Annotated in this window: 20 protein-coding genes; 6 read left to right on the top strand and 14 right to left on the bottom strand. The window is 69.8% G+C overall.

What is annotated here, in order from left to right; all coding sequences use genetic code 11:
• Positions 1 to 27: 27 nt before the first annotated feature.
• Both CY652_RS07260 and CY652_RS07255 read left to right on the top strand, forming a co-directional pair.
• Entirely contained in the window at positions 28 to 3,498 is a 3,471-nt protein-coding gene (locus CY652_RS07260) for a molybdopterin-dependent oxidoreductase (RefSeq protein ID WP_102130131.1), read from the top strand.
• A gap of 178 nt (positions 3,499 to 3,676) precedes the next feature.
• Positions 3,677 to 5,143, top strand: a complete 1,467-nt coding sequence (locus tag CY652_RS07255; RefSeq protein WP_102130130.1) for a short-chain fatty acid transporter — start codon at positions 3,677 to 3,679, stop codon at positions 5,141 to 5,143.
• On the opposite strand, the gene CY652_RS07250 is transcribed toward CY652_RS07255, so the two are convergent.
• From CY652_RS07250 to CY652_RS07235, 4 genes are all read right to left on the bottom strand, one after another.
• On the bottom strand, positions 5,122 to 6,123 hold the full coding sequence (locus CY652_RS07250) for a GlxA family transcriptional regulator (protein WP_102130029.1): 1,002 nt from the start codon (positions 6,121 to 6,123) through the stop codon (positions 5,122 to 5,124). The genes CY652_RS07255 and CY652_RS07250 overlap by 22 nt on opposite strands.
• Before the next feature lie 76 nt (positions 6,124 to 6,199).
• Positions 6,200 to 7,378: an NAD(P)/FAD-dependent oxidoreductase gene (locus tag CY652_RS07245; protein WP_102130028.1), complete on the bottom strand. Its 1,179-nt coding sequence runs from the start codon at positions 7,376 to 7,378 to the stop codon at positions 6,200 to 6,202.
• A 73-nt stretch (positions 7,379 to 7,451) separates the two neighbouring features.
• The gene (locus CY652_RS07240; protein WP_102130027.1) at positions 7,452 to 8,135 is read right to left on the bottom strand and encodes a M24 family metallopeptidase; all 684 of its coding nucleotides are present in this window, start codon (positions 8,133 to 8,135) and stop codon (positions 7,452 to 7,454) included.
• Positions 8,136 to 8,280: 145 nt separating this feature from the next.
• Positions 8,281 to 8,943: an O-methyltransferase gene (locus tag CY652_RS07235; RefSeq protein ID WP_102130026.1), complete on the bottom strand. Its 663-nt coding sequence runs from the start codon at positions 8,941 to 8,943 to the stop codon at positions 8,281 to 8,283.
• 93 nt (positions 8,944 to 9,036) lie between these two features.
• Here CY652_RS07235 and CY652_RS07230 point away from each other — a divergent pair, with 93 nt between their 5' ends.
• Positions 9,037 to 9,666, top strand: coding sequence for a TetR family transcriptional regulator (locus tag CY652_RS07230; RefSeq protein ID WP_102130025.1), 630 nt, complete (start codon positions 9,037 to 9,039; stop codon positions 9,664 to 9,666).
• Between the two features lie 62 nt (positions 9,667 to 9,728).
• On the opposite strand, the gene CY652_RS07225 is transcribed toward CY652_RS07230, so the two are convergent.
• Genes CY652_RS07225 through CY652_RS24390 form a run of 3 tightly spaced genes read right to left on the bottom strand, consistent with a single transcriptional unit; the run spans position 9,729 to position 12,073 of the window.
• Positions 9,729 to 11,516 (bottom strand): chloride channel protein, encoded by a 1,788-nt coding sequence (locus tag CY652_RS07225; protein ID WP_102130024.1) that lies wholly within the window; start codon positions 11,514 to 11,516, stop codon positions 9,729 to 9,731.
• Positions 11,517 to 11,522: 6 nt separating this feature from the next.
• Positions 11,523 to 11,936 carry a MarR family winged helix-turn-helix transcriptional regulator gene (locus CY652_RS07220; RefSeq protein ID WP_180970453.1) on the bottom strand — a complete coding sequence of 138 codons (414 nt, stop codon included), beginning with the start codon at positions 11,934 to 11,936 and terminating at the stop codon, positions 11,523 to 11,525.
• Complete coding sequence (locus CY652_RS24390) at positions 11,933 to 12,073, bottom strand: hypothetical protein (protein WP_180970451.1); 141 nt, start codon at positions 12,071 to 12,073, stop codon at positions 11,933 to 11,935. The genes CY652_RS07220 and CY652_RS24390 overlap by 4 nt, the downstream gene beginning before the upstream one ends.
• A gap of 83 nt (positions 12,074 to 12,156) precedes the next feature.
• Here CY652_RS24390 and CY652_RS07215 point away from each other — a divergent pair, with 83 nt between their 5' ends.
• From CY652_RS07215 to CY652_RS23860, 3 genes are all read left to right on the top strand, one after another.
• A complete protein-coding gene (locus CY652_RS07215) occupies positions 12,157 to 12,603 on the top strand; it encodes a hypothetical protein (protein ID WP_102130022.1) in 447 nt (148 codons plus the stop codon).
• Positions 12,604 to 12,637: 34 nt separating this feature from the next.
• A complete protein-coding gene (locus tag CY652_RS07210) occupies positions 12,638 to 13,387 on the top strand; it encodes an alpha/beta hydrolase (protein ID WP_180970450.1) in 750 nt (249 codons plus the stop codon).
• Between the two features lie 562 nt (positions 13,388 to 13,949).
• Positions 13,950 to 14,294 (top strand): hypothetical protein, encoded by a 345-nt coding sequence (locus CY652_RS23860; RefSeq protein WP_146010036.1) that lies wholly within the window; start codon positions 13,950 to 13,952, stop codon positions 14,292 to 14,294.
• A 45-nt stretch (positions 14,295 to 14,339) separates the two neighbouring features.
• Here CY652_RS23860 and CY652_RS07200 read toward each other — a convergent pair whose 3' ends face one another.
• From CY652_RS07200 to CY652_RS23855, 7 genes are all read right to left on the bottom strand, one after another.
• A complete protein-coding gene (locus tag CY652_RS07200; protein WP_102130019.1) occupies positions 14,340 to 15,578 on the bottom strand; it encodes a hypothetical protein in 1,239 nt (412 codons plus the stop codon).
• Between the two features lie 55 nt (positions 15,579 to 15,633).
• Positions 15,634 to 16,590, bottom strand: coding sequence for a glycosyltransferase family 9 protein (locus CY652_RS07195; protein WP_102130018.1), 957 nt, complete (start codon positions 16,588 to 16,590; stop codon positions 15,634 to 15,636).
• Complete coding sequence (locus CY652_RS07190; protein WP_102130017.1) at positions 16,587 to 17,489, bottom strand: glycosyltransferase family 9 protein; 903 nt, start codon at positions 17,487 to 17,489, stop codon at positions 16,587 to 16,589. Before CY652_RS07190 ends, CY652_RS07195 begins: the two co-directional genes overlap by 4 nt.
• A 201-nt stretch (positions 17,490 to 17,690) precedes the next feature.
• Positions 17,691 to 19,427 carry a nitric oxide reductase activation protein NorD gene (locus tag CY652_RS07185; RefSeq protein WP_102130016.1) on the bottom strand — a complete coding sequence of 579 codons (1,737 nt, stop codon included), beginning with the start codon at positions 19,425 to 19,427 and terminating at the stop codon, positions 17,691 to 17,693.
• A 5-nt stretch (positions 19,428 to 19,432) separates the two neighbouring features.
• The gene (locus CY652_RS07180; protein ID WP_102130129.1) at positions 19,433 to 20,242 is read right to left on the bottom strand and encodes a CbbQ/NirQ/NorQ/GpvN family protein; all 810 of its coding nucleotides are present in this window, start codon (positions 20,240 to 20,242) and stop codon (positions 19,433 to 19,435) included.
• A 72-nt stretch (positions 20,243 to 20,314) separates the two neighbouring features.
• Positions 20,315 to 21,352: an aliphatic amidase gene (locus CY652_RS07175; protein WP_102130015.1), complete on the bottom strand. Its 1,038-nt coding sequence runs from the start codon at positions 21,350 to 21,352 to the stop codon at positions 20,315 to 20,317.
• Positions 21,339 to 21,533, bottom strand: coding sequence for a hypothetical protein (locus tag CY652_RS23855; RefSeq protein WP_146010035.1), 195 nt, complete (start codon positions 21,531 to 21,533; stop codon positions 21,339 to 21,341). Before CY652_RS23855 ends, CY652_RS07175 begins: the two co-directional genes overlap by 14 nt.
• Positions 21,534 to 21,606: the final 73 nt, after the last annotated feature.

Raw genomic sequence — 21,606 nt, 5'->3', positions numbered from 1 at the left:
CGGGTCTCGAGGAGGGGCGGGCCGGTGATCGATACGCACGAGAAAAAGGGCTACTGCACGTTGTGCCGGTCGCGTTGCGGCACGGTGAACGTCGTGCGCGGCGACCTGCTCGTCGAGGTCCGGCCCGATCCCGGGCATCCGACGGGGCACGCCATGTGCATGAAGGGGCGCGCCGCGCCCGAACTCGTCCATAGCCCGAACCGCGTGCTGTACCCGATGCGCCGCACGAATCCGAAGGATGCCGACGATCCGGGCTGGCAGCGCATCACGTGGGACGAGGCGCTCGGCGAGATCGCCGGGAAGCTCGACCGGTTCCGGCGCGAGAGCGGCGCGGAGTCGGTCGCGTTCGGCGTGACCACGCCGAGCGGCACGCCGATCAGCGACAGCATCGACTGGGTGGAGCGCTTCGTCTGGCTCTATGGCAGTCCGAATATCTGCTACGCCACTGAGATCTGCAACTGGCACAAGGATTTCGCGCACGCGTTCACGTTCGGCTGCGGCATGCCCACCGCCGACTACCGCCACGCCGACGTGATCCTGCTCTGGGGCACGAATCCGGCCAGCACGTGGCTCGCCCAGGCCGACGCCATCGGCAAGGGCCGGCGCAACGGCGCGAAGCTCGTCGTCGTGGACCCGCGCCCGACGGCGCTGGCGAAGGAGGCCGACGTCTGGATGCCGGTCCGGCCCGGCACGGACGGCGCGCTGGCCATGGGCATCGCGCGCCAGATGATCGAGGACGGCGGGATCGACGAGGCGTTCGTGCGGGCCTGGACGAACGCGCCGCTCCTCGTGCGCGCCGACACGGGCCGCTTCCTGCGCGAGCGCGATCTCGACCCCGATTCGACGCAGAACCGCCACGCGGTCTGGAACGCGTCGCGCGGCCGGCTCGAACTGGCCGGCGAGGAGTCCGGCACGCAGTCCGGCTCGCAACCCGCCGATCTCGCGCTCGACGGCCGCTACGAGGTGACGGTTCGCGGGGCCGGCGGTCGCGTCGCGGTGGTCTGCGTGCCGGCTTTCCGGCTCTATCGCGACGCGCTCGCGGACTACACGCCGGCGCGCGTCGAGTCGATCACGGGCGTGCCCGCCGCCGACGTCGTGACGGTCGCGCGGATGCTGGCGCCGGGCCGGCGCATCGCCTATCACGCCTGGTCGGGCGTCGGCCAGCACACGAACGCGACGCAGACCGAACGCGCCATCGCGACGCTCTACGCGCTGACGGGCGCGTTCGACACGCGAGGCTCGAACCGCGTGTTCGCGAAGCAGCCGGCCAACGCCGTGAGCACCTATGCGCTCGCGAGCCCGCAGCAGCGCGCGAAGGCGCTCGGCCTCGAGGCGCGACCGCTCGGACCGCCGGCCCACGGCTGGGTGACGGCGCGCGACGTCTATCGCGCGATAACCGGGGCGCAGCCGTACCGCGTGCGGGCGCTCGTCGCGTTCGGCACGAACATGATGGTCTCGCAGGCCGACGCCGAAGCGGCCCGCGAAGCGCTCGGCCGGCTGGAATTCCACGTCCATTGCGATCTCTTCGAGACGCCCTCGTCGCGTTACGCCGATCTCTTTTTGCCGATCAACACGCCGTGGGAGCGCGAGGGGCTGCGCCTCGGGTTCGAGATCGACGAGCGGGCGATCGAGCTCGTGCAGTTGCGTCAGCGGATGGTCGCGCCGCGCGGGGAAAGCCGCGCCGATTACGACATCGTGTTCGATCTGGCTGTGCGGCTCGGCATGGGCGAGTCGTTTTTCGGCGGCAGCGTCGAGGCCGGCTGGAACCACGTACTCGCGCCGCTCGGGCTCGACGTCGCGACGCTGCGCGCGCAGCCGGAGGGGATTCGCCGCGGCGTCGAACAGAGGGAGCGCGGCTACGCCGCGCCGACGCCGGACGGCCGCGCGCGCGGCTTCGACACGGAGACGGGCAAGGTCGAGCTGTACTCGGAGAAGCTGCTGCGTCACGGCTATCCGCCCGTGCCGCACTACGTGCCGCCCGCGCTATCGGCGCCGTCGACGCGCGAAGGCACGGCCGGCCCGACGCGCTATCCGTACGTTCTCACCTCGGCCAAGAACGGCTACTACTGCCATAGCCAGCAGCGCAGCCTGCCCAGCCTGCGCCGGCGCGCGCCCTGGCCCGTGGCCGAGATCGGCCCCGCGCTGGCCGGCGAGAAAGGCATCGCGGACGGCGACTGGATCGTCGTCCGCTCGGCGGCCGGCTCGGCGCGCTTTCGGGCGCGCGTCGTCGAGGGGCTCGCGCGCGACGTCGTCGTCGCCGAGTACGGCTGGTGGCAGGCCTGCGACGAGGTCGGCATGACGGCGCTGCCGATGTCCGGCGCACAGAACAGCAACTTCGCCAACCTGGTTTCGGGGCGCGACGTCGATCCGCTGAGCGGTTCCGTGCCGCTGCGCTCGTCCGCCTGCGACGTGGCGCGCGATCCGTCCGTCGATCCGGCCCGGCGGGCCTGGCCGGGCTGGCGCGAGTTCGTCGTGGCGGCCGTCGGAGAGGCGGCCGCGGGCGTGCGCACGGTCATGTTCGCCGCGCGCGACGGCGGCCCGTTGCCCGACTATCTGCCGGGGCAGCACGTGAGCCTGCACGTTCCCGAACTCGGCGAGGGCGGCACGACGCGGGCCTATTCGCTGACGGGCCCGGCCGTCGTCGCGGACCGCCGCAGCTACACGATCGCCGTGCGCCATCAGCGCGGCGTCGCGCCCGGCGGCGAGCCGTTCGAGGGCGCGATGTCGGGCTACATCCATCGCGCGTTCGAGGTGGGCCGGCGCGTGTCGCTGCGCGCGCCGGCCGGCACGTTCGTCGTGCCGACGGCGTCGCGGCAGCCCGTCGTGATGTTCGCCGGCGGCATCGGCATCACGCCGTTCGTCGCGCAGCTCGAATCGATTCGCGATGCCGCCGCCGCGCCGCCGCTCTGGCTCTTCTACGCGAATCGCAACGGCGCGACGCATGCGTTTCGCGAGCGCATCGCGGAGCTGGGCCGGCGGCTGCCGTCGCTTACCGTCGTCAACTGCTACAGCGCGCCGCGCGACGGCCTCGATGTGCGCGGCCGCGACTACGCGATGGCCGGCCAACTGACGGCCGGCGTCGTCGCCGACGCGCTGATCCGCGCGCGCGCGCGATTCTATTTCTGCGGCCCCGAACCGATGATGAACGCGCTCGCCGACGGCCTGGTCGCGCGCGGCGTGCCGCCGTTCGACATGTTCAGGGAGGCGTTCCGCTCGCCGTCGAAGCCGCGCCTCGACGCCTCGCAGCGCTTTTTTGTGGAGTTCACGCGTTCGAACCGCAAGGCGGCATGGACGCCCGCGAACGGCACGCTGCTGGCCTTCGCCGAGGGGCTCGGCATTGCGATGCCGAGCGGCTGCCGCGTCGGCCAGTGCGAGAGCTGCGCCGTGCGCGTGAGCCGGGGAACCGTCGATCACCTCTGCGAGCGCGGTCCCGACGAGCCGGACGTCTGCTTCGCCTGCCAGGCGGTGCCGACCAGCGACGTCGCGATAGAAGCCTGAACGGCAATCTGGATTCGGGGCCCGGGGTCGGGCCTGAAACGGGTTGACCGGGGTTGGTGGCAAGGCATCGCCCGGCGGCCGGCCCGTGTCTGTCTCGCGGCAGGGCAGGGAAGACCGCAAGTGTCGTTCACGCGCATTTCATCAGGGTTCTGTGTCGGCGGAAAAAAGGGAGATCGAAATGAAGCAACTGTCTGGAGCGGGCAAAACGGGTGAAGCGGGCATCGAGGAGCGGGCGCAGGGCCCGGCCGGCGCGCTCGAACGCATGGCGGCGGGCGTGACGCGCTGGTCGGAGCGATGGTTTCCCGACGCCTACATCTTCGCCGCGATCGCCGTGATCGTCGTCGCGCTCGGCTCGCTCGCGGCCGGCGCGCCGGTCCAGCAGGTGGGCATCGCGTTCGGCGACGGCTTCTGGAGCCTCATTCCCTTCACGATGCAGATGGCGATCGTGGCGATCTCCGGCTACGTGGTCGCCGTCTCGCCGCCGGCCGCGCGCGTCATCGTCTGGCTCGCGCGCCTGCCGCGCGGCCCGCGTTCGGCGGTCGCGTTCGTCGCGCTCGTCAGCATCTTCGCCGCGCTGTTCAACTGGGCCATCAGCCTGATCTTCAGCGGGCTGCTCGTGCGCGCGCTCGCGCGCCGCACGGACCTGCGGGTGGACTACCGGGCCGCCGGCGCGGCGGCCTATCTGGGCATGGGCGCGACCTGGGCGCTGGGCCTGAGCTCGTCGGCCTCGCAGTTGCAGGCGAATCCGGCCAGCCTGCCGAAGGCGCTGTACGCGATCACGGGCGTCATCCCGTTCTCGGAGACGATCTTCCTGCCGCAATCGATGCTGATGCTGGCGGTGCTGACCGTGGCGTCGGTGCTGGTCGCCGCGCTCTCGGCGCCGGCCGGGGCGCGCGCACGCACGGCGCAGGAGCTCGGCGTACCGCTGGAGGAGCCGGCCGGCGCGCTGGAGAAGCCGAAGCGCCCCGGCGACTGGCTCGAATACAGCCCCGTCGTGACGGTCCTGCTCGTGCTGCTCGGCGCGCTCTGGATCGGCCACACATTCGGCACGAAGAATCCGGCGGTCGCGATCTCGGACCTGAACACCTATAACTTCGTCTTCCTGATGATCGGCATGCTGCTGAGCTGGCGCCCGCGCCGGTTTCTCGACGCGGTGGCGAAGTCGGTGCCCTCGACGGCCGGCGTGCTGATCCAGTTTCCGCTCTACGGCGGCATCGCGTTCATCCTGACGAAGGCGGCTCCGGCGTCGGGCGTGCCGCTGGCGACGCATCTGTCGCATTTCTTCGTCGCGATCTCGTCGCACGCCTCGTTTCCGGCGCTCATGGGCATCTACTCGGCCGTGCTCGGGTTCTTCGTGCCGTCGGGCGGCGGGAAGTGGGTCGTCGAGGCGCCCTACGTCATGGCGGCCGCCAACGCGCTCCACGTGCATCTGGGATGGGCCGTGACGGTCTACAACGCGGCGGAGGCGCTGCCCAACCTCGTCAATCCGTTCTGGATGCTGCCACTGCTCGGCGTGCTGGGCCTGCGCGCGCGCGACGTGGTCGGCTTCACGTTCACCCAGCTCGTCGTGCACTTTCCGCTCGTCATCTTCATGCTCTGGGCGCTCGCGCCGACGCTGACCTATCACCCGCCCGTCATGCCCTGAATGTCCCGATCCGGCGGCGTCGGCCGCGCGCCGAAGTGCAGGCGGTATTGCTGCGGCGTGACGCCGAGCCGACGCCGGAAGGCGTCGCGCAGATGATGGGCGTCGCGCAGCCCGCATCGCCACGCGACGGTCTTGAGCGGCTCGGTGCCGTTTTCGAGCATGACGCGCGCCGCGTCGATGCGCGCGCGTTCGACGAATTCGGCCGGCGTCACGCGCGTATCGCGCGCGAACACGCGCGAGAAGTTACGCGGGCTCATCTTCGCGACCGAGGCGAGCACGGCGACGCCGAGGTCGTCGGCGAGATGCCCGAGCACGTATTGCTGCACCTGGGCGATCGGCGACGAGGCCTCGGCGTAGGGCGTCAGGTAGGGGCTGAACTGCGACTGCCCGCCCGCGCGCTGGACGAAGACCACGAGCCGTTTGGCGACGTTCAGCGCGACCTCGGGGCCGTGATCCTGGGCGAGCAGGTACAGAGAGAGGTCGATGCCGGCCGTGACGCCGGCCGACGTGTAGAGATTGCCGTCCTGGATGAAGATGCGGTCGAACTCGACGCGGGCCGTCGGACACAGCGCGGCCAGCGCGGCCGCGTCGTTCCAGTGCGTGGTCACGACGCGGCCGTCGAGCAGCCCGGCGCGCGCGAGCGTCAGCGCGCCGTTGCAGATCGAGCCGAAGCGCCGCGCGCGCCGGCTCGCGTCGCGCAGCCAGGCGTGCACGTCGTCGCCGAGCGGCGTCTGCACGAGCGCCGGGCCGCCGGCGGCGAGCAGCAGGTCGTAGTCGCCGTCCGCCTCGCCGAAGTGCCGGTCGGCCTGAATCCGCAGGCCGCTCGAGCAGCGCAGCGCGTCGTGCCCGGTCGAAATCAGTTCGAGCCGGTACTGGGCGTCGGGCAGCAGGAAGCGGTTCGCTTCCGAGAAAACGTCGGTCGGGCCGAACACGTCGAGCGCCTGGACGCCGGGGAACACGAGTAGGGCAACGCTGCGCATCGGTCGGGACAGGGCGGGGACGGGCCGTCGGCGGATCGGGCGTACAGATATAGCACGGCCGGCGCGCGAACGGATTTCAGGGGGCGGTCGCCGGGCCCGGCGTCGTCGCCGGCGTGTCGATCTGCCCGAGCAGTGCCTGGGCGCGCGAGGCGGCCGACGCGCCGCCGAGCGAGAAGCCTCGCACGGCGCCGCGGCTGTCCCTGAAGACGAAGCCGTCGCTTCCGGCCTCGGCGAGCGGCGTCCAGTCGCCCGCCGTGTCCGCCGGTGGCGGCAGCACCGTCACCGGGTAGAGCGGCGTCTTCACGGAGACGGGCATCGGCGGGAACGCGATGCGCGTCGGCGTGCCGAGCAGCGTGGCCGCCATCGCCTTTGCCGCGATGAGGACGGGACGCACGAACGGATGCACTCCGTCCGGGTATTCGGCGCAGTCGCCGACGGCGAGGATGCCGGGCCGGCTCGCGCGCCCGTAGTCGTCCACGACGATGCCGCGGTTTACGTGCAATCCGGCGTCCCGGGCGAGCCGCGTGCGCGGGCGCAGGCCTGTCGCGCAGAGGACGGCGTCCACGCGGAGGACTTCGCCGTCGTCGAGCGTCGCCGCGTAACCCGTACCGGCCGCCTGGATCGATCGCACGGTCCGCCCGAGCCGCCATTGCACGCCGCCGGCTTCGAGCGCGCGCTGCAGCGCGAGGCCGGTTCCGGCGGGCGCGAGCGAGGCGAGCGGCCGGGGCCCGGGGTCCACGACGAACGGCACGACGTTCGCGCCCAGCAGATCGTTGGCGAATTCGCAGCCGATCAGGCCCGCGCCGATCACGAGCACGCGCCGCGCGCCCTCGATGGCGGCGCGAAACCGGGCGTAGTCGTCGAGATCGTTGACGGCGAGCGCTTCGCGGGCGCGGTCTCCGGCGATGGGCGGCCGCGCGGGTTCGGCGCCCGTTGCGAGGACGAGCGCGTCGTAGCCGTAACGGCCCCCCGACGTGTCGACGCAGCGGTTGGCGACGTCGATGGCCGTGACCGGCTCGCGCGATTTCAGCGTGAGGTTCAGGCGGCTCGCCATGGCTTCGGGCGGCGACGTGATCCACTGCGCCGCGGACCGCTTTTGCGCGATGGCGTTTGAGAGCAGCGGTTTCGAATAGCCGGCGCCGGCTTCTCCTGTGACGAGGACGAGGTCCACGGCGCCGTCCCGCTTGCGCAGCGCCTGGGCGACCGAATAGCCGCCCACTCCGCTGCCGACGATGACGATGCGGCTGGTTTTCATGGGTCTGGGGTTTCCTGGCGGATGTCGGATGAAGTCGGACGAGTCGGGCGGCACAGCCGGCCGCCCGCGGGGCTCAGCGGTAGAACGCGTCGTCGAGCAGCATGTCCTCGAAGAATGCGCCGAAGCGCCGTTGCGGGTCGCGCAGGTGGATCTCGAGAATCCAGCGCATCGCCGAAGGCGTCGCGTCGAGGTCGGCGAGCGAGCCCGTGTAGATCGTGGCGTGCGGGAAGTCCGAGACGCGATGGCCGGGCAGGTCGAAGTTCAGCTCCCAGCCCATCGCGCGCGCCGTCTTGTCGGCCCAGGCGTAGAGCGCCTGGCCGCTCAGCCGCTCCTTTTCCCAGACCGCACGGGCCTCGTGAAAGAGCCGTTCGGCGTCGCGCGCGCAGCGCTCGTAGTCCGCGTGCCGCCCGACCACGAACGACGCGCCGCCGTCGCCTTCCCAGGCATCGACGCGCGGCGCGATGTCGATGAAGAAAATATCGTTTTCCTGTAGGACGACGCCGGGCACCGAGGCCTGCTTCATCGGCTTGATGGTGTTCGCGCCGAAACGCACGCGCGTCGGGTGCCAGCTCAGCGCCAGGCCGGACTCGACGAGCATGCCTTTCGCCATTTCGACCGCCTCTTCTTCGGCCATGCCGGGCGTTACGCGCGCCGCGATTCGACGGATGGCCTCGCGGGTTTTCTGGCGCGCCAGCAGCATGCCGTCGACGGAAAAGGCCGGGCCCACGCGCTCGGCCGTCGCAAGAATTTCGCTCATCTTCCACTCTCCGTTGGATGCGCGGGCCGGAATGCCGCGCGCCTGACGAAATTCTGGATGCCGGGCCGTTGCCTGTGAACCGCCGCGAGGGGCGTTCTGCGGCCAGATTGGCGCGTTCTCGCGCCAGGGGACCGTGGAACGGGGATCAGAGCTTCATCGAGAGCTCGACGTCGGCCGCGAACGGCACCGAGACGTAGCGCGACTGCGGTCCGCGGACGCGTTCGAGGTAGGCGGGGCTCCAGTCCGCGTTGTCGGCGACGACGAGCGCGCCCGTGCGCAGACGCGGTTCGAGCAGCGCGAGCACGTCGCCGTAGAGCGGTTTGGCGCCGTCGAGCAGCACGAGGTCGATGGTGTCAGGCAGCGCGCGCGCGAGCGTGTCGAGCGCGTCGCCTTCGCGAATCTCGATCAGGTCGGCCAGCCCTGAGCGCGCGAAATGCTCGCGCGCCTGCGCGGCCTTCGACGGCTCGAACTCCGTCGTGACGAGCCTGCCGCCGCCGTTGTCGCGCAGCGCGGCGGCCAGATGCAGCGTGGAGATGCCGAACGACGTGCCGAACTCGACGATCGAGCGCGCGCGATTCGTGCGCGCGAGCAGGTAGAGCAGCGTGCCCGTTTCGCGCGAGATCGCGAGATGGAAGTCCTTCGCGCGCGAGTAGAACGCGCGATAGTCGGCGCTGGGGCTCATCAGCTTCGCGCGTTCGTCGTCGGAGAGCTTCGCCAGTTCGTCGCGCAGGCGCGCGTCGCTGGCGTCGGCATCGGCGAAGAGCTGCGCGAGCAGGGCCGAAAGCGGGGGAGAAGCGAGCGTATTCATCGGGGTTTTCCTCGTGGATCGCGCAACGTTGCGCATCTAGCTAGAATACGAATAATTCGTCGCGTTTTCTATTCGCATTCGGTCAGATATCCCATGAAAAAACGGCCAGGTCCCGTCGTTTCGGCCCGCAAGCACCCGAGCCAGGCGCGCTCCACGCGTCTCGTCGCGGACATTCTGGAGGCCGCTGTTCGCGTTTTGATCCGCGAGGGCGCGCGGCGTTTCACGACGGCGCGCGTCGCGGAGGAGGCCGGCGTGAGCGTCGGCTCGTTCTATCAGTACTTTCCGAACAAGGAGGCCATCCTGTTCCGGCTCCAGTCGGACGAGTGGCGGCAGACGGGCGAATTGATCGCCGGGATGCTCGGCGACACGGACCGGCCGCCGCTCGAACGGTTGCGCGCGGCGGTGCGCGCGTTCTTCCGGAGCGAATACGAGGAGGCGGCGCTGCGCGTCGCGCTCGGCGACGTAGCGCCGCTCTATCGCGACGCGCCCGAGGCGAGCCGGCATCGGGAGGCGGCCCGGCAACTCGCGCTCGCGTTCGTGGACGAGGTGCTGCCGCATGCGCCGAAAGCGAAGCGCGCATTCGCGGCCGAGGTTCTCATGACGACGATAACGACGGTCGGCGAGGGCGTTTCAGGACGCGCCCGCTCGAAGGCGGAAATGGACGCGTGGGCGGACGAGATGGGCGAGATGCTCTGCGCGTATCTGGAACGGCTCGCGGCGTAGCGCGGGGCTGGGCCGCGAGGCGGCGCGGGGAGAGACGGCGCGGGGAGAAGCGCCGGGGCCGGTCAACGCGGCACGTGTCGCGCGCGCAGTCTGCGCCCGATCGGCAGCAGGCGTCCGAAGCGTTCGCGGCGATGCTCCTCGTCGAAGTGCGCGAGCGACAACCCGACGAGATCGCTGCGCGACACGATGCCGACGAGCCGCATGGTCTGCCGGTCCGTGACGACCGGCATGCGTTCGATGTCGTGCACCGCGAGCCGCGTCGCGACGAGTCGGCAGGTCTCGCTCTCGAGCGCGACGACGGGTTGATGCGTCTGTATCGAAGCGCCGATTTTTATTTCGGACTGCGTTTCGCTTAGCGTCCTCAGCAAGTCCCGATCGGCGATGCCGAGCACGCGCCCCATCTCGACGACCGGATAGGCGCGATGCCGCTGGTCGGTGCCGAAGAACCGGGCGAGCGCCTCGCGGGCCGTCAGCGTGGCGTCGATCGTCTCGACTTCGCACGACATGACCTCCTCGACGTGATGGCGCTCGAGCGGATCGACGCCGTACTCGCGGTAGATGTGGCGGCCGCGCCGCGCGATTTTCTCGGTCATGATCGAACGGCGCATGGCCGCCGTCGAGAACGCGTGCGCAACCAGCGTGGCGGCCAGCAGCGGCAGCAGCGCGTTGCCGTCGTGCGTGAGGCCGAACGCGAACACGATGGCCGTGAGCGGCGCGCCGAGCGTGGCGCCCAGCGTCGCCGCCATGCAGAGGAGCGGACACAGCGCCGCCTCGTCGGCGGGCAGCGCGTGGCCCAGCAGCACGCCGAGGCCGGCGCCTAGCATCAGCAGCGGAGCGAGCACGCCGCCCGAGGTGCCCGAGCCGAGCGCGATCAGCCAGATGACGGCCTTCACGGAGACGATCGCGACGACGACCTGCAGCGCGAATTGCCGATGCAGCAGGCCGCCGATCACGTCGTAGCCGACGCCGAGCGTGTGCGGCTCGATCAGTCCGCCCGCGCCGACGGCGAGCCCGCCGAGCATGGGCCACCACATCCAGTGCAGCCGCAGCCGCGCGAACCCGTCCTCGATCCGGTAGAGCGCCGCCGAGAGTCCGGCCGCGAGCGCGCCGGAGACGAGGCCCGCGACGACGCACGAGAGCATCAGGAGCGGCGAGGCCGGCGCCGTCTGCAGCGGAAACAGCGGGCCGGTGCCGAAAAACGCGCTGCGCACGAAGCCCGCGACCGCGCAGGCCAGCGCGACCGGAATCAGGCTGCGCGGACGCCACTCGAACAGCAGCAATTCGACGGCGAGCAGCACGGCCGCGACCGGCGTGCCGAACACGGCGGTCATGCCCGCGGCCGCGCCGGCGACGAGCAGCGTCTTGCGCTCGGCGGCGCTCATTCTCACGCGCTGGGCGACGAGCGAGCCGAGCGCGCCGCCCGTCATGATGATCGGCCCTTCCGCGCCGAACGGCCCGCCGCTGCCGATCGCGATGCCCGAGGCAAGCGGCTTGAGGAGCGCGACCTTTGCCGACATGCGGCTTCTGCCGAACAGGATGGCCTCGATGGCCTCGGGAATGCCGTGGCCGCGAATGCGCTCCGAGCCGTAGCGCGCGATCAGGCCGACGATCAGTCCGCCCGCGACCGGCACCAGCACGACCCAGGCGCCGAGGCCGTTGTGGGCCGGCGAGCGGTCCGCGAACGAGAAGCGCGCGAAAAAGAACAGGTTCGTGAACAGGTGGATGAGATTCATGAGCACCCAGGCGGCGACCGTGCTGAGCACGCCGATGCCGGCCGCGAGCGCGCCGATGACGGGCAGGCGGTCGTTGACGGAGAAGTCGCGCCGGTGCGCGTGGCGGAGGGTGGACATGGCGGTCTACGAATCGATTTGCGGGACGCTGAACGAGCCGGCGAGCGAGCGGAGTTCGGCGCGATGGATTTGCGCCAGCTTCGACAGCAGGGCTTCGCCCGCTTCGAGCAGATGGACCTCGACCTGGCGCCGGTCCGTCTCGCTCGGCCGGCGCTCGACGAGCGCGAGCGCCTCGCAGCGCGAGACGAGCGAGACGACGCCGTGATGCCGGGCTTGCAGCCGCTCCGCCAGCTCGCCGATCGTCGCCCACGCGCGGCCCGGATAGCCTTTTACGTGCAGCAGCAACAGGTATTGCAACGGCGTGAGGCCCTCGTTTTGCGCGGCCTCTTCGGAGAAGCGCTCGAAGCGGCGCATCTGATAGCGGAATTCCGAAAGCTGTTCGAAATCGGCTTTCGCGAGAAGGGAACGGCGTCGGGTCATGGGGCGCAGCGCGGCGGCTCGGATCGGGAAACGAAAAATATCACATTTTGATATTTATTGGGATAAAAGCGCCGGGTGCCGTCTGCATTCGTGAATGCCGCGCGTGCCGCGCCGGTTGCCGCCGCGAGCGGTGCCATTCACATTCCTTTAGACTCTCGACTGGTTTCGATTCGCCGGGTATCGCGGGCGATGCCGAACCCCACCCACCGATGGAGCGCCGATGATCGATTACCAGCAGGAATTCGCCTCGTTTCTGGAGTTCGTCGCCGAGGTGGCCGTGCATATCCGGAACAACACCCCGGCCTACGACGCGTCGGCCGAACATCGGCCTCACGCATCCGAGGACATTCGCTGGCTCGCCGAGGCGCTGCACAACTTCGAGGTGCTCGGCGCCGCGATCGCGGCCGGCGACGCGCGCGAAATCGTCTTCGTCTGCGCGGGTTACATCCACACCTACGAAGGGTTCCGGACGCCGCCTGCCGGCGATGCGGCGGCCAAAGCCGGGCACGACGCGTTCGCGCGCAACGGCGGCGTCGAATTGCTCGAGCACGGTCTCGGGTTGCTGAAGTCGATTCGCCAGAAAGCGCATACGGCCATCGAGGAGAACCCCGGCGCTACCCAGCATGGGGCGCCCGTCATGGTCCGTCGTTCGCACGGCCACGGATGACCTCGACGACGACAGGCCAGCGGCCGGAGACTTTATGAATTTGCTACGAAAATGCCTGCTCGCGTCGCTGCTGTTCGCGTTCGCGGCGCTGGCGCTGGCCGACGGACAGCCGGCCGACCCGGACAGCGTGCTGCACCGGGATCTCGCGCTGCCGTACCTGATCCACCTGCCGCAACGCGGGGCGGCGGGCGCACCGCTCATCGTGCTGTTGCACGGCATGGGCAGCAACGAGCAGGACCTCTACAGCCTGCGCGACGACTTCCCGTCGCGCTACGGCGTCGTCTCGGCGCGCGCGCCCTATACGCTCGGCGAAGGCAGCTATCAGTGGTTCGCGGGCACGGACGTGGGCGGCCGGCTCGACGGCAAGCCCGACGAACTCGACGCGTCGAGGGCCAGGATCGAGCGCCTGATCGACCAGCTCGTGAAGCGCTACGGATTCGATCCGCAGGCGGTGTATCTGGTCGGCTTCAGCCAGGGCGCCATCATGAGCTACGAGGTGGCGCTGACCGATCCCGGCGAAGTGCGCGGCATCGGCGTGATGAGCGGGGCGATCTTCGATTCGCTCGTGCCGCAGATCAAGCCGTCGTTCGCGCTTTCGCACCTGAGCGTGTTCATTTCCCACGGCGAGGACGACCCGGTGATTCCTCATGCCTATGCGATCGAGGCCGACCAGCGGCTGCAGCAGCTAGGCATCCACCCGTCGTTCCATCTCTACCCGGACATGAGGCACGAAATCAACGAGTCGGCGCTGCAGGATCTCGTCGACTGGCTGGCGGCGCAGTGATTGGGCGAGCCGCGAAGCGGGGCGGGACGTATCGCACCCGCAGCGGCGTCGCCCATGGTCGACGCCATTGACGCCATGCCCCTCGGTCCAGGCTGGCCGGGGGCGTCGCGTTATCGGGGGGGAGCCTCCGGGAAGCGTAGTGAAGGCGGATTGAGTCGATCGTCCGGATAGGGAAGAGGCCGCCGGTTCGACGGGGACAGGGCGGCCAGGTGAGCCGGGACGTTCTGCTGCGTGGTTGTCCGGTCGGGGCGGACGGACGGGTTTGCGCCGCCATTCGCCGCGTTGTGCGCGGAATCCTCGCGGGAGGCATATCGCTGTTCTGGCGCTGGACGATAGATCGGAACACCCATGATCTGGTTCTCGCTCGATGGTTGAGGTAGGCGTTATTTGACTGCGGCGCGCGGGGCCGGGGCGAGATACAGGCGAACGCCTGTCGATCGTTGCGAAGATACAGCCCTTCGATGCGCGTCGAAGGGCAGTACCATGGCCGCGTGGTTTTAGAACTCGCCGACGGTACGACTTTCGGAAAACACCAGAGAACCCGGACAAAGGAAAACGACAGATGCGCTCAGCCAGGCCAGTCCTTGCATGTCTTGCGCTGATCGCGCTGACGGTGCAGTCCACGAATGCCGCGGCAGGGCTGTTCGGGCCCAGTAACCTTCAGGAATGCCTCATCGACAGACTGTCGGGCTCTCCGAACGACATGGTCACGCAGCAGCGCGTCGGCCAGTGCCGGCAGGCATTCGGCAACACGGGGCTCGTCGGGAAACAGTCGGGGTGGTTCGCGCGCTTTCATTCGGGCGAAGCCTGCACACGCAGGCGGACGCGCAATACCCGCAGCATGCTTGCCGTGCAGATCATCCGCGCGAACTGCTATCTCCTCTATCAGCCCCGCATCGGCCAATAGGCGGGACGGCGGGACGGAATGCGGCGGGGCGCGGGCTTATAAGGCTCAGGCTCGCTGCCCGAGGAGCCGCCGGGCGAAGGCCAACATCCTGACGGCGGGGGGCCGTTCCAGCTCCGCGAGGCGTCGTCGCGCGCGGGCCAGCACGGCGTCGGCCCCGGCGTCCCGCTGCGGCGTGGTTGGCGGAACACCGCGATTGCCTTTGGGCCCTGCGTAGCGACGAATCCAGGTCGTGTCCGCCGGCTCGCCGAGCGCCTGCACCTGCATCGCCTGCGCGAGCTTGCAGCGCCATAGCGCCAGCGTGCCGGCATCGGCCGCGCCCTCGCGCGCGAGGGCTTCGGCCAGCGTCAGCGCGTCGAGATGGAGGCGCAATCCGCCGGCCGGCGAGAACCCGTAGTCGCGCCGCCCGCCGTCCGCCTGCGCGACCGTCGCGAACGACGGGCGCAGTCCGGTCAGTTGCGCCATCCATTGCTCCGCGTCGGCCAGCCAGGCCGGCGACTCGACCGCCAGATCGCAGTCGAAAACGGCGTCCACGTGGCCGGCCGTGTGGCGCAGCGTCAGCAGCCAGTGCGCGACGAACGCGCGATAGGCGTCGAGCGGCGAGATGCCGGCGACGTGGCGCTTGAAGAACGCGAGGTCGTGCCCGACGCGGCCTTGCGGCGGCGCGTCGGGCACGGCCGGCAGGGCGATTTGCAGCGCGTCGAGCGTTCGGGCGACGACCGGCACGTCGCGATTGGCAGCGAGCACGGCGAACGGCACCGCGACGAAGTGCGGGTTCCGATGCTTCGCCATGAGCGTCCAGCACGACCGCCATTGCGAGGCCGGGTTTTTCAGCACGGCGATGTGCACGCTGTCGGCGAAGGTCCGGGTGAACCACGGCAGGCGGCCGAGCGAACGGCAGAACTTGAAGACGGGTACGCCGTCGCGCTGCTCGGCCGATTCGATCAGTTCTCGCAGATAAGCTTCGAGCGGCGGCGCGTCTTCGGGCTGTGGCGCGGCGTCGAGCCGGTCGACGGCGAAGCGTTCGTCGTAGCCCCGCACGCCCGCCGGTTGCCGGAGCCGCGACGCGAACTCGGCGAAATAGGGTTGGGCGAGCCGCGGATGCCCGGAGCGCCAGCTATCGGAGGTGCTTGCCGTGAGCGTGGCCGCGTCGATGCCCGCCAGCATTTCGTGCAGCGGCTCGTAATAGGCGACGACGTTCTCGAGGCGGCGAAAGCACGACCATAGCCACGTGCCCGCGGTGCGGTATCCGGTGTGCAGAAAGACGGCTCTGGGTTTGGGCTCCAATGTCACCTCGAATAAGGGCGGGCGAACGCGTCCGGTGCCGGCCGCTTGCGCGGCGTTACGCGGTACGGGCACCGTCGCGCGCGGGGGAGGGCGTCGCGCCGTAGTGTTGCAGATCGGCCGCCGCCATGCGCTCGAACGCGCCCAGCACGCGGGCGCAGGTCAGCGTCTCGCGCCAGCAGCGCTCCTTCAGCCAGGACGTCGGCAGCCACTGCCACGGCAGCACCACTTCGTTGGTTCCCCAGGCCGGACGCCAGCGCTCCGAAACGCCGCGGCGGCGAAACAGGCTCAGCGTCGGAATCCCGAGATTCGAGGCGAGGTGCCCGACGCCCGAATCGTTGCCGATGAACCATCCGCATTCGTAGAGCCAGGCGGCCAGCGAATGGGTGTCGTCGAACGTATGCACGGCGAAGTGCCGGTGCGTCAGCCACTCCCAGCGAGCCCGCTCGCCCGGCGACACCACGAATCCGACTTCGTAGCCTTGCAATTGCAGCCGGCGCGCGAGTTCGGCGAAGCGGCGCGGCAACCAGCGCTTGTCCGGCGTGCTGGCTTCGGGGTGGATCGCGACCCGCCGCGCATGACGCCGGTGCCGCAGGCCCGGCGGCGGCGTGATTCCGTTGTCGGCGCCCGCGTCGGCAAGGCCGAGTTCGGCGCGGCAGAATTCGGCGAAGCGGCGGGCGATCGATCCGCCCGTGCGGCTGAGCGTCATGGGCGCGAGAACCTGCACGTTCGCGTGCAGGGCCGTCAGGTTCGGGACCGGCTGGTGTCCATGCATCTGGAGCACGAGATCGCAGGATGCGAGACTTTCGCGCAGCCGCGCGTCGTCGCCGCGCAGCGGACGGATGTCGACGCCGGGAAACCACGGCCGCAGCGCGTACGCGTGCGAGCCGAACACGACGACCTGGGCGCCGCTTTTCAGCAGGTTGTGCACGATCACCATCAGGACGAGCGTGTCGCCGAGCGCGTTCGACGAGACGAGAACGACGCGCCGGCACTTGCGCAGCGGCCCCGTCATGCGAGCGTTTCCCGCAACTGCTCGAACGCGCGGGCCACGCGCGCAACCGAAAGCGTGTATTTCCAGTAGCGTTCGCGCATGCGGCCTGTCGGCAGATAGGCACTGCCGACCACCACGCTTCCGGCGCCCCAGCCGGGATGCCAGGTGCGCGCGAGGCCGCGCCGCATGAAGAGCGAAAGCGTCGGCACCTGCAGGTTCGAGGCGAGATGGCCGATGCCTGAATCGTTGCCGATGAACCAGCCCGATTCGTAGAGCCACGCGGCGACGCTGTCGAGCGTGTCGAGCTCGGGCAGGGCGATGCCGTAGCGCTCGACGTAGGCCCAGGCTTGCCGCTCCTCGCGCGCCACCACGAACTGCGGGCTGAAGCCGAGCTTGCGCAGCCTGAGCGCGAGCCGGATGAAGCGCGACGGCAGCCAGCACTTGTCCAGCGTGCTCGCGGTCGGGTGGATGGCCACGCGGCTCAGATGCCGGCGATGTTGCAGCGCGGCGGGCGCGATGATGCCGTTGCTCTTGCCGACCGACGCGAGCCCGAGTTCGTCGCGGCAGAATTGCGCGAGCCGCTCCGCCATCGACTTCGACGAGCGGGCGCGATAGGTCGAATCGAGCAGCACGACGCGGGGATGCAGCCGCTCCAGGTGCGCGAACGGCCGGTCGAGGTGCATCTGGATCACGGTGTCGAAGCCGGCGAGGGTGGCCTGCACGGTCGCGTGCGAGAGATCGGGCCGGATGTCGACGTCCGGGAACCAGGCGGCGAGCTCGTTCGCCTGCCGTCCGAACACGGTGACCGCGACGCCGTTCGCGTGCAGGTTGCGCGCGACGATCATCATCAACAGGGAGTCGCCGAGCGCGGGCGAAAGAACCAGAGCCACGCGCGAGGCCGGCTGCAGAGATCGCTGCATGGTCGTTCCAGAGAGGGCGGAAGCCGGCGACGGCGATCGGGAGCCGGCCGCGCGGCGCCCCGCAGGGATTGGGGCGGACGAGCGGCAGTCTAGGGGGCGTCAATATTAATTGGGTTACCCCTAAATTACAGTTGATAACGATTGCATGACAGGACCTGCCGATGCAGACAGGCGAGCCCGGCCGGCTGGCGCTCGGGTCGATTACCGCAGATTCGCAAGCACCGCGCCGATCTGCGCCGCGAGATTCGTCGTGCTGCCGAGAATGGCGTAACGGCGCGAGCCGAAAATCGGCCGCAGATACGGGTCCGCATCGCGATCGAACGCAATGCAGAACGGCAGGATGCCTTGGGCCGCGAGCGTCTGGACCGCATGGCGCGCGTCCTCGACGAGGTGCGTGGACGGGCCGTGAACGTCGATGTCGGACGGCTGGCCGTCGGTGACGAGGAGCAGCAGCTTCGCGTCGCGTCGCGCGGGGTCGAACTGCGCGGCCGCATGCCGGAGCGCGGCGCCCATGCGCGTCGAGAACGCGCTCTGCTGCCCGTGCAGCCGCGTTCGCTGGACGTCGCCGAACGGCTCGTCGAAGTCCTTGATGCGCAGGTAGCGGACGTCGTGCCGGCCGTTCGAGGCGAAGCCGTGCAGCGCGACGCGCGTGGCCGTCGATTCGAGCGAGGCGGCTGTCGCCGCAGCGGCGTGCTTTTCGATGTCGAGCACGGTCGGGCCGTGCGGGCCGAGACGCTCGCCGGTCGAGGCCGAGCAGTCCATCAGCAGCAGCACGGAAGCGGGCGGCCGCGCATGGCGGCGCGCTTCGAAGATTCGCCCGTCGCCGGGGAAGCCCATGCGCCGCGCGACGCCGTGATCGAGGAGCGCGTTCAGGTCGAGTTCGTCGCCTTCGGGGCGCCGCCGAAGACGCAACACCGGGCGTTGCCATTGCGGCAGTCGCATGGGCGGCGCGGATTGGCGCATCGTTCGCATGGTTCGCGTGCTGTCGTCGCGGCGGGCGCCGGCCGCCGGTTCGCGGTCGTAGACGCAAGTCCAGTCCGGCAGCAGGCATCCGATGCGCGCGTGCCATTCCGGGTAGCGATAAGCCCGCAGCCCCGCGATGTCGCGGGAGGGATCGTCCGGCCGCGCGGGCGTATCGGCGCGGTCCGGGCGCGCCGTGGCCTGCTCGCGCGCGCCGTCCTCATGCTCCGCGCGCGCTTGCACAGCCTCGCTTTCGAGCGCCCACAGCCAGCGGTTGTCGTCGCGATACGGCGGCTCGACGCGCCAGGCGGACGATTCGAACCGCACGCGCATTTGCGCGAGATCGACGGCCAGGATGTCGGCGGCTTCCTGCCTGGCGTCGACGTCGTGGGGGCGGGCATCGAGGGCGCGGACGAGCGCGCGTGCCTTGCGTACCCAGTCGTTGGCGTCGTCGTGGCCGGGATCGTGCAGCGCGCGGGCGAGGCGCGCCGCGAGCGAGGCGAATCCGGGCGGGCCCGGTTCGGGCGATGTGGCATGGAATACGCCCCACACGTCGCGCAGACCGGGGTATTCGCGCATGAACAGGCGCTCGACGCGGGCGTCCTCGAGCAGCGACGCGATCGCGATTCGCAGCGACGTACGCGTGCCGATCGGCGTGGCCGCGCGCGAGTAGCGCAGATGCGCGAGCGCATGGGCAAGGCTGGCCTCGTGGAACAGGGCGGCACGGAAGCCATCGCCGGCGGGCGCGGGGGCGAGGCAGATCGCGTCGTCGCCGATCGAGGTTCTGAGCCCGGCACCGTGCCCGGCCGGCGCGCCGGTCGCGATCGACACGCGTATCGGCGCGCGGCCGTTCGCGTTCCCGCGACCGTCGTCGCCGGCGCACGGGGGCCCGAACCCTGCGGCATAGCATTCGAGCCGCCGGATCATGCCGTCGGACGGGGCGGGCGCGCCGTCGCGATCCTCGTCGGGCGCCGGCATGGTCGTCAGGCTCCGAATTGCGCGCGCACGAAGCCGTCGAGCGCCGCTTTCACCTCGTCGTCGTCCGTCAGCGGGCAGGTCATCGCCAGCGAGCAGGCCGCGGGCGCGTCGATGCCCGCGCGGATCAGGGCGCAGGCATGCACGAGCATGCGCGTCGAGATGCCTTCGGCGAGGCCCCGTCCCCGCAGTTCGCGCGACTGGGCGGCGATCCGCACGAGCTGCGCGGCGAGCGCGCGATCGACCTCGCCCTCGTGTGCGACGATCGCCGTCTCGACCGCCTCGTCGGGATACCGGAACTCGATCGCGCCGAAGCGCTGGCGCGTCGAGGTCTTGAGGTCCTTGCCGAACGACTGGTAGCCGGGGTTGTACGACACCACGAGCCGGAAGTCGGGGTGCGCGTGGACCAGCTCGCCGCGCCGGTCGAGCGCCAGCATGCGGCGCTCGTCGGTGAGCGGGTGGATGACGACGAGGGCGTCCGGACGCGCTTCGACGACCTCGTCGAGATAGCAGAGAGCGCCGTGGCGCACGGCCGTCGTTAGCGGTCCGTCGTGCCATTCGGTCCGGTCGCCGCCGAGCAGGAAGCGGCCCAGCAGGTCGGACGCCGTCGTGTCCTCGTTGCAGGCGACCGTGACGAGTGGCTGGTTCAGCGTCGCGGCCATGTACTCGACGAAGCGGGTCTTGCCGCATCCGGTCGGTCCCTTGAGCATCACCGGCAGACGCTGTGCGCTGGCCGCCGCGAACAGCTCGACTTCGCGGCCGACCGGCTGGTAGTACGGCACGTTCCGGATCCGGTACGGCGCGAGGATGTCCTGCATCGGCATGTCCTTTCTTCACTGGCCGCGCGGCGCCCGTTGCCGGGCGCGCGGGCGGGGCGGGTTGTCGGTGCCTTATCGGTGAGACGGCTCGGCGTGCGGAATGCCTTCGATCGGACATTCGGGCGTGCCCGGCATGTCGCGCGTGAGCGCCTCGACGGCGCGGCGCGTGCCCTCGGGGTCGTTGATCCACTTGCTGTAGAACTCGTAGGGGCAGGCCGCGACGCCGTGCACGTCCTCCCCGGAATTGATCTTGCCGGTGTAGCCGCGGTGCAGCAGCTTGTAGAGGTGGTTCTGGGACTGCATGTTGCGTCGCGCGTCGCGCAGCAGGCTGACGGACAACTCGGCGTACTGAATGCCCATCTCCTCGGTGCCGCATTCGCCGAGCGAGCGGCCGTCGAAGCCCACGATCGACGAGTGCCCGAAGTACGAATACACGCCGTCGAAGCCCGTCGCGTTCGCCACCGCGACGTAGACGTTGTTCATCCATGCCATCGTCTTCGCGACCATCACCTGCTGCTCCTTCGCGGGGTACATGTACCCCTGGCAGCGCACGATGAGCTCGGCGCCGCGCATCGCGCAGTCGCGCCAGATTTCGGGGTAGTTGCCGTCGTCGCAGATGATGAGGCTCACCTTCATGCCCTTCGGGCCCTCGGACACGTAGGTGCAGTTGCCGGGATACCAGCCCTCGATCGGCGTCCACGGCATGATCTTACGGTACTTCTGCACGATCTCGCCGCGGTTGTTCATGAGGATGAGCGTGTTGTAGGGCGCCTTGCGCGGATGTTCCTCGTGCTGCTCGCCCGTCAGCGAGAAGACGCCCCAGACGTTCGCCTTGTGGCAGGCCGCGCTGAATATCTCCGTTTCGGCGCCGGGCACCGTGGACGCCGTTTCGTACATCTCTTTGGGGTCGTACATGATGCCGTGGGTCGAGTACTCGGGAAAGATCACGAGGTCCATGCCCGGCAGGCCCTGCTTCATGCCGACCACCATGTCCGCGATTTTGCGCGCGTTCTCGAGCACTTCGGCCTTCGTGTGAAGGCGCGGCATCCTGTAGTTGACGACTGCGACTCCGACGCAGTCGTTGCTGCTGGAAATATCACCATGGCGCATTGCTGTTCTCCCGGTTGGCGCGGAAACCACGAAAAAAGCCCGGGCAGACCCATCGGCCCGCCCGGGCTTCGTTACCTTTTTCGTCCTGCCGGCGAGGCGGCAGGCAGGACGGCACGTTGACGACATCCAGACGACGAAACCTCATGAGTTGTTTTGTCAGGAAAACGAAAAAATGGCGCACGCGTCCATCGTGCACAAACCCAGCCGCAAATCCGGGCCGCCCAACCCGCGTCCGATGCCTATTCAAGTTGGCG

Source organism: Burkholderia sp. WAC0059 (genome assembly GCF_002870125.1).
In the GTDB taxonomy this organism is placed as follows: domain Bacteria; phylum Pseudomonadota; class Gammaproteobacteria; order Burkholderiales; family Burkholderiaceae; genus Paraburkholderia.
The sequence above is the reverse complement of the archived record's forward strand: the minus strand, read 5'-3'. Positions and strand labels throughout refer to the sequence as shown.

Excerpts from the sequence above, each read along its gene's own strand:
- CY652_RS07255 (WP_102130130.1), top strand. The coding sequence starts at position 3,677 with ATGAAGCAACTGTCTGGAGCGGGCAAAACGGGTGAAGCGGGCATCGAG.
- CY652_RS07250 (WP_102130029.1), bottom strand. The coding sequence starts at position 6,123 with ATGCGCAGCGTTGCCCTACTCGTGTTCCCCGGCGTCCAGGCGCTCGAC.
- CY652_RS07245 (WP_102130028.1), bottom strand. The coding sequence starts at position 7,378 with ATGAAAACCAGCCGCATCGTCATCGTCGGCAGCGGAGTGGGCGGCTAT.
- CY652_RS07240 (WP_102130027.1), bottom strand. The coding sequence starts at position 8,135 with ATGAGCGAAATTCTTGCGACGGCCGAGCGCGTGGGCCCGGCCTTTTCC.
- CY652_RS07235 (WP_102130026.1), bottom strand. The coding sequence starts at position 8,943 with ATGAATACGCTCGCTTCTCCCCCGCTTTCGGCCCTGCTCGCGCAGCTC.
- CY652_RS07230 (WP_102130025.1), top strand. The coding sequence starts at position 9,037 with ATGAAAAAACGGCCAGGTCCCGTCGTTTCGGCCCGCAAGCACCCGAGC.
- CY652_RS07225 (WP_102130024.1), bottom strand. The coding sequence starts at position 11,516 with ATGTCCACCCTCCGCCACGCGCACCGGCGCGACTTCTCCGTCAACGAC.
- CY652_RS07220 (WP_180970453.1), bottom strand. The coding sequence starts at position 11,936 with ATGACCCGACGCCGTTCCCTTCTCGCGAAAGCCGATTTCGAACAGCTT.
- CY652_RS24390 (WP_180970451.1), bottom strand. The coding sequence starts at position 12,073 with ATGGCACCGCTCGCGGCGGCAACCGGCGCGGCACGCGCGGCATTCACG.
- CY652_RS07215 (WP_102130022.1), top strand. The coding sequence starts at position 12,157 with ATGATCGATTACCAGCAGGAATTCGCCTCGTTTCTGGAGTTCGTCGCC.
- CY652_RS07210 (WP_180970450.1), top strand. The coding sequence starts at position 12,638 with ATGAATTTGCTACGAAAATGCCTGCTCGCGTCGCTGCTGTTCGCGTTC.
- CY652_RS23860 (WP_146010036.1), top strand. The coding sequence starts at position 13,950 with ATGCGCTCAGCCAGGCCAGTCCTTGCATGTCTTGCGCTGATCGCGCTG.
- CY652_RS07195 (WP_102130018.1), bottom strand. The coding sequence starts at position 16,590 with ATGACGGGGCCGCTGCGCAAGTGCCGGCGCGTCGTTCTCGTCTCGTCG.
- CY652_RS07190 (WP_102130017.1), bottom strand. The coding sequence starts at position 17,489 with ATGCAGCGATCTCTGCAGCCGGCCTCGCGCGTGGCTCTGGTTCTTTCG.
- CY652_RS07185 (WP_102130016.1), bottom strand. The coding sequence starts at position 19,427 with ATGCCGGCGCCCGACGAGGATCGCGACGGCGCGCCCGCCCCGTCCGAC.
- CY652_RS07180 (WP_102130129.1), bottom strand. The coding sequence starts at position 20,242 with ATGCAGGACATCCTCGCGCCGTACCGGATCCGGAACGTGCCGTACTAC.
- CY652_RS07175 (WP_102130015.1), bottom strand. The coding sequence starts at position 21,352 with ATGCGCCATGGTGATATTTCCAGCAGCAACGACTGCGTCGGAGTCGCA.